The sequence below is a fragment of the Butyrivibrio sp. WCD3002 genome (assembly GCF_000424265.1).
GTDB lineage: Bacteria > Bacillota > Clostridia > Lachnospirales > Lachnospiraceae > Butyrivibrio.
This window is the reverse complement of record NZ_AUJO01000032.1, coordinates 18,329-27,562: the sequence shown is the minus strand read 5'-3', so window position 1 is coordinate 27,562 and position 9,234 is coordinate 18,329. Positions and strand designations below refer to the sequence as shown.

The 9,234-nt window shown below is 40.8% G+C and carries 12 protein-coding genes and 1 pseudogene; 1 reads left to right on the top strand and 12 read right to left on the bottom strand.

Annotated elements, in window-relative coordinates:
• From G608_RS0116845 to G608_RS0116810, 8 genes and pseudogenes are all read right to left on the bottom strand, one after another.
• A pseudogene (locus tag G608_RS0116845) lies at positions 1-234 on the bottom strand (IS110 family transposase); the annotation flags it as partial.
• Between the two features lie 345 nt (positions 235-579).
• On the bottom strand, positions 580-1,107 hold the full coding sequence (locus G608_RS0116840) for a nitroreductase family protein (protein ID WP_026496991.1): 528 nt from the start codon (positions 1,105-1,107) through the stop codon (positions 580-582).
• Between the two features lie 318 nt (positions 1,108-1,425).
• Positions 1,426-1,824 carry a 30S ribosomal protein S9 gene (rpsI, locus tag G608_RS0116835; RefSeq protein WP_026496990.1) on the bottom strand — a complete coding sequence of 133 codons (399 nt, stop codon included), beginning with the start codon at positions 1,822-1,824 and terminating at the stop codon, positions 1,426-1,428.
• A gap of 20 nt (positions 1,825-1,844) precedes the next feature.
• A complete protein-coding gene (gene rplM, locus G608_RS0116830; protein ID WP_026496989.1) occupies positions 1,845-2,273 on the bottom strand; it encodes a 50S ribosomal protein L13 in 429 nt (142 codons plus the stop codon).
• A 149-nt stretch (positions 2,274-2,422) separates the two neighbouring features.
• Positions 2,423-3,199: a tRNA pseudouridine(38-40) synthase TruA gene (gene truA / locus G608_RS0116825; RefSeq protein ID WP_026496988.1), complete on the bottom strand. Its 777-nt coding sequence runs from the start codon at positions 3,197-3,199 to the stop codon at positions 2,423-2,425.
• A 54-nt stretch (positions 3,200-3,253) separates the two neighbouring features.
• Complete coding sequence (locus tag G608_RS0116820; RefSeq protein WP_026496987.1) at positions 3,254-4,057, bottom strand: energy-coupling factor transporter transmembrane component T family protein; 804 nt, start codon at positions 4,055-4,057, stop codon at positions 3,254-3,256.
• Positions 4,058-4,108: 51 nt separating this feature from the next.
• Positions 4,109-4,954 (bottom strand): energy-coupling factor transporter ATPase, encoded by an 846-nt coding sequence (locus G608_RS0116815; protein ID WP_026496986.1) that lies wholly within the window; start codon positions 4,952-4,954, stop codon positions 4,109-4,111.
• A 53-nt stretch (positions 4,955-5,007) separates the two neighbouring features.
• Positions 5,008-5,871 (bottom strand): energy-coupling factor transporter ATPase, encoded by an 864-nt coding sequence (locus G608_RS0116810; RefSeq protein ID WP_026496985.1) that lies wholly within the window; start codon positions 5,869-5,871, stop codon positions 5,008-5,010.
• Between the two features lie 188 nt (positions 5,872-6,059).
• On the opposite strand from G608_RS0116810, the gene G608_RS23700 reads away from it, so the two are divergent.
• On the top strand, positions 6,060-6,224 hold the full coding sequence (locus G608_RS23700) for a hypothetical protein (RefSeq protein ID WP_196810232.1): 165 nt from the start codon (positions 6,060-6,062) through the stop codon (positions 6,222-6,224).
• A gap of 131 nt (positions 6,225-6,355) precedes the next feature.
• Here G608_RS23700 and G608_RS0116800 read toward each other — a convergent pair whose 3' ends face one another.
• The 4 genes from G608_RS0116800 to rpsK form a co-directional block, all read right to left on the bottom strand.
• On the bottom strand, positions 6,356-6,892 hold the full coding sequence (locus G608_RS0116800; protein ID WP_026496984.1) for a bL17 family ribosomal protein: 537 nt from the start codon (positions 6,890-6,892) through the stop codon (positions 6,356-6,358).
• A gap of 159 nt (positions 6,893-7,051) precedes the next feature.
• Positions 7,052-8,014, bottom strand: coding sequence for a DNA-directed RNA polymerase subunit alpha (locus G608_RS0116795; protein WP_026496983.1), 963 nt, complete (start codon positions 8,012-8,014; stop codon positions 7,052-7,054).
• A 39-nt stretch (positions 8,015-8,053) separates the two neighbouring features.
• The gene (gene rpsD, locus G608_RS0116790; RefSeq protein ID WP_026496982.1) at positions 8,054-8,647 is read right to left on the bottom strand and encodes a 30S ribosomal protein S4; all 594 of its coding nucleotides are present in this window, start codon (positions 8,645-8,647) and stop codon (positions 8,054-8,056) included.
• A gap of 157 nt (positions 8,648-8,804) precedes the next feature.
• Entirely contained in the window at positions 8,805-9,203 is a 399-nt protein-coding gene (gene rpsK / locus G608_RS0116785) for a 30S ribosomal protein S11 (protein WP_026496981.1), read from the bottom strand.
• Positions 9,204-9,234 lie beyond the last annotated feature (31 nt).

The window sequence follows — 9,234 nt, the reverse complement described above, 5'->3', positions numbered from 1 at the left end:
ATAATGAGTTTCACTGCCTATATCGCATCCTACTATAAGCATGTCCTCCGATATAAAAGAGAGCTTGGCATTCTTATCAAACTTCCCCGTTGTTTCAAGATCATGCCAGGTCTTAGCCTGCATTGTCTTAAGAAGTTCATCGATTCTTGACTGTCTTTCTTCGGCTGATAGAGTGTTTATTACCGAAAAACTATTGGTGACTTGATTTTTGTTTCTTGTTGTCTTAGCATTCATGTTAGATACCTCTTGTATTCTTGGATTATTACCAACTGCCAGGTCAGTAACAATCCAACTTTACTTGAGGTATTCTTTTTAGGTCAATCCCTGTTTAAATCATACAGGAAGCTTTTAAGCTTTATTTATTCGTTATAGGTGTTCCTATTATGACGTTATCATATGCACGAAAAGAAATATATAGTACCTTTTTGAATTTATTTAATAAGAAAAGAAGTCTGGAAGGTATGTTCCTTTCAGGCTTCTTCTTTTTTTGCCAATCCACCGCAACAGTGCTCATTTTGCGTTACTGTCTTATGAACACAGCCGTAACTGCCGATTTTTTTCTTCCTGTTAAACAGCCTTTCAACCTTTGAATGTGTTAAACCAAGCTCTTTCTTCAAACCCTTTTTTCTTGGGTTTCGAAGGTTCGCTTTCAGCCTCTCCTACCGGCAATATACATACAACATCATAATTCTCCGGCACCGAGAGAATAGCAGCTATCTTGTCACATATTCTATCTTCATCTGTAATATGACCTTCATACCAGCAACTCTGATATCCAAGCGCCACGATAGTCAATAGCATGTTCTCGATTGCAGCCGAGTAATCCTGTATAGCAAAGCATCTATCACGATATGCATTTATCCGTTGCGTCAACACTACAATTAACGCAGGTGCTGTTTCACATACCGGAGGATTAATAACTTCATTAATCTTCTTTAATATATTTGAGTCATCAACTGCTATAAAACTGGTAGTCTGCTTATTACATCCAGATGGAGCGGCCATCCCTGCTTCCAGTATTTTTACCAAATCATCTTTAGGTACCTGTTTAGAAAGATACTTTCCTCTGTAGCTGTGCCTTTTATTTATTATCTCTATTACATTCACCTACGTAATCCTCCAATAATCGGTTATGTTGCAGTTCATTTAAAGCTCAATCCCTGCAATTCTCCTCTATAAACTATCCATTTGTTAACATCGCATAAACTGAAATTGAAATTGTTTTATCAAATTCCGAATTTGCATTTCTCAGGTATCCCACATTTTAATGTACTATATCTTTTTGCTGTTTACTAGCATCTTACGTGCTGCTTTCTATGACTTTTTTCTGCGTTTCACCGAGGCTGAATACAATTATAGATAAAAGAAAAACCCCAGAAACACTGAGTTCCTGAGGTTTGTAAATTCTTTTTGAATCTCGAAAGATTATCTCTTTGAGAACTGAGGAGCACGACGAGCCTTTTTGAGACCGTACTTCTTTCTCTCCTTCATTCTAGGATCACGTGTAAGGTATCCAGCCTTCTTAAGTGCAGGTCTGTACTCTTCTGCATCAGCCTGAAGAAGTGCTCTTGAGATACCGTGACGGATTGCACCAGCCTGACCTGTTGTGCCGCCACCGCGAACTGTTACGTTAACATCGAACTTGTCAAGTGTCTCTGTAAGAACGAGAGGCTGACGAACGATAACCTTGAGAGTCTCAAGTCCAAGATACTCATCGATGTTTCTCTTGTTGATAGTGATATTTCCCTTACCGGGTGTAAGATAAACTCTGGCGATAGACTTCTTTCTTCTACCTGTGCCATAGAAACTTGCTGCTTTAGCCATTTTCAAATTCTCCTTTCAGATTAGAATGTAAGTACTTCAGGCTTCTGAGCTGCGTGCTCGTGCTCAGGACCTGCATATACATGAAGCTTTGTGTACATCTGTCTGCCAAGAGAACCCTTGGGAAGCATTCCCTTTACAGCATGCTCGATAACACGCTCCGGGTGTGTCTCCATCATCTGACGAAGAGTGAACTCCTTGTGGTGTCCAACGTAATCAGTGTGGTGCCAGTACATCTTCTGGTCCATCTTCTTACCTGTAACCTTGATCTTATCAGCATTGATAACGATTACATAATCACCTGTATCAATGTTAGGTGTATAAATCGGCTTGTTCTTTCCTCTAAGTACGTTAGCTACGTTAGAAGCAAGACGACCGAGTGTCATATCAGTTGCGTCTACAACATACCATTTCTTCTCAACAGTAGAAGCAGTAGGCATATATGTCTTCATATTTATTACCTCCATAACCAGTTAATAAGTAAAAACTCTGGTGCGAAGGACCCTTCACCTGATCCATCCGCTATATGATATATGATGCACGCCTCATTACTTACCGGGATAATTCGGCGATTATCGTCACACAGTCATATATTATATGCTCATTTTGTCGAATTTGTCAATATGAAGCCATCAGGAAATTCATATTTTATCAAAAAAAGCCCCTGAGGCGGAGCAGTCGGTCCTGCCTTGGTTCTATCGCAGGATTCGATTATGCCTTCAACATCTTCAGGCCTGATTTTTCCTCTTCCAACTTCCATGAGTGTACCGGCGATTATACGTACCATGTTGTACAAAAATCCATTACCTACAACCCGAATGGTAACCACATCCCCATCTCTTGTGACATCAACAGATTTTATCGTTCTCACGTGAGTAAGCGCCTGAGATCCCGAAGCACAAAAGCTGGAAAAATCATGCTCTCCTTCCATGTATTTTCCTGCATCATTCATCAGCTTTTCATCTAAATCATAGCTGCAATGCCAATAATACAGTCTTTTTGTAGGAATAGGGAGCCTGGTATTTAGTATTCTGTATTCGTAGGTCTTTTCAGATCTGCACTTTCTTGGATGAAAATCCCCCGGAACCTCAAAGGATTCCATGATCCTTATATCGTCAGGAAGTTTACTGTTTAACGCCATGCAAAAGCTCTCAGCCGGAATTGTTGAAGCTGTATCAAAAACCACTACATTCCCATAGGCATGAACCCCGGCATCAGTTCTGCTGGCGCCAATTACCTCAGTTTTTTCGCCGGTCAGCTTCTCAATAGCGGTGTTAATTGTTCCTTCGATGGTATTAGCCTTTTCAAGATATGCAAAGCCACTGTACGCACTGCCATCGTAAGCCACTTTGAGGAGTATCCTTCTTTTTACCGGCATGGCTTTCTCTATTATATTTTTACTTTCTAAATGAGTATTTCCTTTTTCCATTTATCAGAACAGTATTTTACCTAATAAAATGCAAAGTGCCATGTATAAAATCACTATAAGATAGGCTATAACGTCTCTCTTTTTATAAATGAGAGGCTTCATTTTGGTTCTGCCTTCTCCGCCGCGATAGCATCTGGCTTCCATTGCCATGGCAAGGTCGTTGGCTCTTCTGAAAGCAGAAATAAAAAGCGGTACAAGAAGCGGAATAAGACTTTTTGCCCTGTTCATAATTGATCCGCTCTCAAAATCAGCTCCTCTTGCTATCTGAGCCTTCATTATCTTGTCAGTCTCTTCCAACAAAATAGGAATAAATCTAAGGGCAATCGCCATCATCATGGCGATCTCATGAACCGGAACATGCAGTCTCTTTAAAGGATTCATCAGCTTTTCAAGACCGTCAGTAAGCTGATTGGGTGTAGTAGTAAGCGTCATTATAGACGAACCTGTTATCAGAAAAACAAGTCTGATTCCCATCAGAATCGCTGTCCTAATACCTTCTCTTGTAATCTTCAGCACCCAGAATTCAAATATCGGCTCTCCAGGCGTCAAAAACAGGTTAAAGACCATAGTTATCACCAGAAGCATATAAATGGCCTTCATGCCCTTAAAAATGAATTTTACAGGCACTCTGCTGAGCTTTATAGCCATGACAAGAAATGCAGCTGCAACAACATATCCTATGTAGTTATCAATAATAAAAAGGGAAATAATAAACAGTAACGTAGCCATAATCTTGACACGAGGATCAAGTCTGTGGATACATGAATCAGTCTGATAATATTGCCCTAACGTGATGTCTCTTAGCATCTGTTTTCATTTCTCCGAATTTCAGGAATTTATGTATCATAAAGCAGCAAACTATCCGAATACTCTCATAATCTCATCTGCTGCCTCTTTTATTGTGGTAACATCTGTATTTACCGGGATTCCGGCCTTACTTAGCTCCTGCATCACATAGGTTACCTGAGGTGCTGCAAGACCTATCTTTTCAAGCTCCTCATAATATGCAAAAACCTTCTTAGGTTCACCATCAAGGAATACCTCTCCCTTATTCATGACTATGATACGCTCAACGTAATCAGCAACATCTTCCATGCTGTGGGACACAAGAATAACAGTGATCCCCATAGTGTCATGAAGTTTCTTAATAAGTCCAAGTATTTCCTCTCGTCCCTTTGGATCAAGCCCCGCAGTAGGCTCATCAAGAATCAAAACATCGGGCTTCATTGCAAGCACTCCCGCAATGGCTACACGTCTTTTCTGACCACCTGACAGATCAAATGGTGACTGATAAAAATACTCATCAGGAAGTCCGACCTGCTTCAAAGCTTCATAAGCCCTTAGCTCCACTTCTTTTTTAGAAAGTCCCAGGTTCTTCGGCCCAAAGCAAACATCCGAAAAACAGTCAACCTCAAATAGCTGATGCTCCGGATATTGGAAGACCAGTCCTACTTTTGCGCGAAGCTTCTTTTTATCATAATCTTCATCATTTATATCCTTACCATCGAAGAAAACTGATCCCGATGTGGGTTTAACAAGTCCGTTCATATGCTGAATCAGGGTGGATTTTCCGGAGCCGGTATGCCCTATAAGCCCAATAAACTGACCGTCAGGTATCTGAAGACATACATCCTTCAGCGCAGTATGCGCCATGGCAGTGTCAGCATCATATATGTAATTTACATGATCCAGAATAATTGACATCTTATACTCTCTATTCTCAATTAAAAGCCCCTTAAAGGCGTTACTTACATATTTTAATATCTTAGTGCCTTAATAGCATTTACAAGCTCATCCTTGCTTAAAATGCCCTCAGGAATGTTTAAGCCACGCTTCTTAAGCTCGTAAGCCAAAAGTGTAACCTGCGGAACACCAAGTCTAAGTTCCTTAAGCCTTTCGACCTGTGAAAAAATCTCTCTTGGTGTACCCTGCATTTCAATATGTCCCTTATCCATTACAAAAACTCTGTCAGAATAGATTACTTCCTCCATGTAATGAGTGATAAGGATTATTGTTATGCCTTCAACCTGATTAAGTGCTCTGGCAGCCCTTATTACATCCTTACGTCCGTTAGGATCGAGCATAGCAGTCGGTTCATCAAGAATAATACATTTAGGATGCATGGCTATAACACCGGCGATGGATACTCTTTGCTTTTGACCACCTGAGAGGTGATTAGGAGAATGCTTCCTGAATTCATACATTCCTACCGTTTTAAGGCTCTCTTCTACCCTCTCCCAAATCTCAGCTGTGGGAATACCCATGTTTTCAGGTCCAAATCCCACGTCCTCCTCGACTATCTGGCCTATTATCTGGTTGTCAGGATTCTGAAAAACCATTCCTGCTTCCTGCCTGATATCCCAGACATTCTCAGCATCCATGGTATCCATCCCATCAACCCAGACTGTACCTTCTGTAGGCGATAAAAGTGCATTAAAATGCTTGGCAAGTGTCGATTTACCCGAACCATTATGTCCCAGTATTGAAATAAACTCACCGGGCTTAACCTCTAGGCTGGTATTATCTATTGCGGTCGTTATCCCCTCAACATTGCCTTCTTCATCTCGCCTTATATATTCAAATGTCAGATTTTCAGCTTTAAGCATGTTTTCTGAGCTCATTTTTCCTCTTTTACTGTTGCCTTTTTGTCGTATATCTCATCCATTTTATTATATGGACTTCTTAAAAACAAGCGTAACTCTGCACTTCCTGGATATTTTTAAATCAAAGGATCTTATAATTCTCCGGATATTTTCTTTGTTTTCACGAAAATATTTAACTGATGAAGTAATTCTGATACAATTACCTTATGTTTAGAGATTATTTAAAGCAACTAATTATAATAATTATTCTGATAGCTGTTTGCGCCGTAATAGCCAGAGTCATGAACGGAGGAGAGACTCTTGCAGAATATGCAGCAAAACATCCCGATAAGGCCTACAGCACTCAATCAGAAGACGTTATCGACGATTAAGTCGAATAGTGCTTTCTATAGATGATTACATCGAACAATGCTTTCTATCGATAATTAAATCGGTTAATGCTTTTTTAAACGTAAAAAGACCTGGCATCAAAGCCAGGTCTTTTAATTTTAATAGTTATAAATTATACAAGCTCAAGAACAACCATCATAGCTGCATCGCCCTTACGCTGACCAATCTTTACGATTCTTGTGTAACCACCGTTACGGCTAGCGTACTTAGGACCATACTCTGTGAAAAGCTTATCAACAAGGTCGATCTGCTTTGTGTTCTTCTTTCTTCCAGCCTTCTCAGCAGGAACCTCAGTTACAGGATAAAGAGTCTTGAGAATCTGTCTTCTAGCGTGCATACGTGAAGGCTTATCCTTTTTGATCTCCTTCTGAACAGTATCATAAACTGTTACCTTCTTACCATCCTTAACTTCCTTAACGCGCTTGCCATCTTTATCTTTGCGAGCAACCTTTGCCTCAACTGTTACAGTCTCGTAGTTGTCCATCTCTTTAGCTGCAAGAGCGATGATAGGCTCAACAATCTTCTTTACTTCCTTAGCTCTAGCCTCGGTTGTAACGATCTTGCCGTTGTAAAGAAGCTGTGTTACCTGGTTTCTAAGAAGTGCTCTTCTAGGCTTTGTTGCTTTGCCTAACTTTCTGTACATTGCCATAATTATTTACATCCTTTCTCAATTGCAGAGTTCCCTCTGCTGTGGTGCATACCAAAATACTCTTTGGATTTACTTTCGGTATGTTGTGTTTATACCTATGAGAATCCGCATCAGTACACATCGGTTTTACCTTCAGCGAACACATATTAGTACAATATCTTAGTTCTGATCTTCACCTGTTCTAAGTGCAAGTCCGAGCTCATCAAGCTTAGCAAGCACTTCCTCAAGTGACTTACGTCCGAGGTTTCTAACCTTCATCATATCGTCAGAAGTCTTGTTTGTAAGCTCTTCAACGGTATTGATGCCGGCTCTCTTGAGACAGTTGAAGGAACGTACGCTGAGCTCAAGCTCATCGATGCTCATCTCAAGAACCTTCTCCTTCTCATCATTGTCCTTCTCTACCATAACTTCTGCAGTCTTGGCATTCTCAGACAGATCGATGAAGAGGCTAAGATGCTCACTAAGGACCTTAGCAGCAAGGCTTACAGCCTCATCGGGACCAAGTGTTCCGTTTGTGTGAACATCAAGTGTCAGCTTATCATAGTCAGTAACCTGACCCACACGTGTATTCTCAACGCTGACATTTACACGTTCTACAGGTGTGTAGATTGAATCTACAGCAATAACACCGATAGGAAGATCAGCAAGCTTGTTCTTGTCTGAACTTACATATCCTCTGCCCTTTGTGATTGTAAGCTCCATGTAGAGCTTAGCATCCTTACCGGACAGTGTAGCTATTACCTGATCAAGATTTGTGATCTCGATATCCTGATCTACCTGAATATCTGCAGCTGTTACTACGCCCTCTCCTGAGAACTCGATATAAGCAGTCTTGGGCTCATTTGTCTCAGAATTGTTGCGAATAGCAAGATTCTTGATATTCATTATGATTTCAGTAACATCTTCCTTTACGCCGGGAATAGAACTGAACTCATGCAGTACACCTTCGATTTTGACCTGACTTACTGCTGCTCCAGGCAATGAAGATAACATAATTCTTCTGAGTGAGTTTCCAAGTGTGATGCCGTAGCCTCTTTCAAGGGGCTCAACAACGAATCTGCCATACTTCTTATCCTCTGAAATCTCAGCAACTTCAATATTTGGTCTTTCAAAATCAAACACGGACATACCCTCCTTTTGGTTTTATTATGTGTCCTAAAATTACTTAGAATACAACTCGACGATCAACATTTCGTCAACGGGAACGTCGATTACATCTCTTGAAGGGAATTCTTTAACTGTACCACTGAAATTATCCTTATTTACATCAAGCCACTCAGGTACAAGTCTGCCATTTGTGATCTCAGCGATATCCTTGAATCTCTGAGTGCTTCTAGCTGACTCTCTTACCTCGATAATATCACCAGCTTTGATGAGGTATGAAGGAATGTTTACAACCTTACCATTGATTGTGATGAACTTGTGAAGAACAACCTGTCTAGCTTCTCTTCTTGTTCTTGCAAAGCCCATACGGAAAATAACATTATCAAGTCTGCGCTCAAGAAGAACCATGAGGTTTTCACCAGTCTGACCCTTCTGACGATCAGCCTTGTCGTAGTAGTTACGGAAAGGCTTCTCAAGAACGCCATAGATGAACTTAGCTTTCTGCTTCTCACGAAGCTGAAGACCATACTCGCTCATCTTCTTGTTTGCTCTGCTGTTTGTTCTCTTGGACTTCTTGTCATATCCAAGGAATGTGGGATCCAAATCAAGGGATCTGCATCTCTTAAGTACTGGAACTCTGTTTACTGCCATTATTGGCTCCTTTCTTTTTCAGGAAAATCCTGATGTTGTTTACAGCACTATAGATCTGTGCCTTCTTCCAACGAGTTTAAGGTTAATAGTGTCATATATTTCATAGTCAGGCCAAAATATCAAATATTTAGCCTGACTGTGAAGTTTACAAATAGGATTATACTCTGCGGCGCTTGGGCGGGCGGCATCCGTTATGAGGTACAGGAGTTACATCCGTAATACTGGTAACAGTAAGACCACTTGCAGCAAGAGCTCTGATTGCAGCTTCTCTTCCTGATCCCGGTCCCTTTACAAAGACATCAACAGTCTTAAGGCCGTGAATAAGTGCAGCCTTTGTTGCTGTCTCTGCAGCCATCTGTGCAGCATAAGGAGTAGATTTCCTTGAACCTTTAAATCCAAGACCGCCAGCACTTGCCCAGCTAAGAGCATTTCCTGCAGCATCTGTCAATGTAACGATTGTGTTATTGAAAGATGACTGAATGTGCGCCTGTCCGCGTTCAACGTTCTTCTTGACACGCTTCTTACCTTTAGAAGCACTTGATTTCTGATTTGCCATTTTAAACTAACCTACTTTCTTCCTATTGAAT